We start from the raw sequence: 452 nt of genomic DNA, 5'->3' as shown, positions 1-452 counted from the left end.
GGATCGCAGTAGCCCACGGCATGCTCGTCGAGCAGCGCGTCCAAACCGGGCTGCTCGTTGCCGTCACCGTACACTTCCATGCTTGACACGTAGACGAAGGATTTGGCACCGGCCAGACGGGCGTTCTCCAACATGTTCACCGTACCGCCCACAATGGCCCGGGCCGTTTCCACGGGGTGCACCATGAAGAAGGCCGAGGCCGTGGGGCAGGCGGCGTGGATGACGTAGTCGGCCGCACAGGCGTCGGTCGCCGCGGTTTCCACCTCGGCCACCACCAGCACCAGACCGTCCTCGGGACCATAGCCCGCGAGCACCGCCTGGGCCTTCTCTACGTTGCGCACCATGGCCATAACGAGCTGGCCGGCATCGAAGGCGCGATTGCGCTCCATAAGCGCCCGCACGCAAGCGGAGCCCACCAATCCCGTGGCGCCGGTCACCAGCACCGTGGCGCC

Annotated in this window: 1 protein-coding gene; it reads right to left on the bottom strand. The window is 67.0% G+C overall.

Going from position 1 to position 452, the window contains the following annotated elements; translation table 11 throughout:
* Positions 1 to 452, bottom strand: a 452-nt coding sequence (locus PZH32_RS11325) for an NAD-dependent epimerase/dehydratase family protein (RefSeq protein ID WP_275208359.1), incomplete at both ends; no start/stop codon positions are given.

The sequence above is a fragment of the Adlercreutzia equolifaciens genome (assembly GCF_029076695.1).
GTDB lineage: Bacteria > Actinomycetota > Coriobacteriia > Coriobacteriales > Eggerthellaceae > Adlercreutzia > Adlercreutzia equolifaciens_A.
This window is presented reverse-complemented; position numbering and strand designations above follow the sequence as displayed.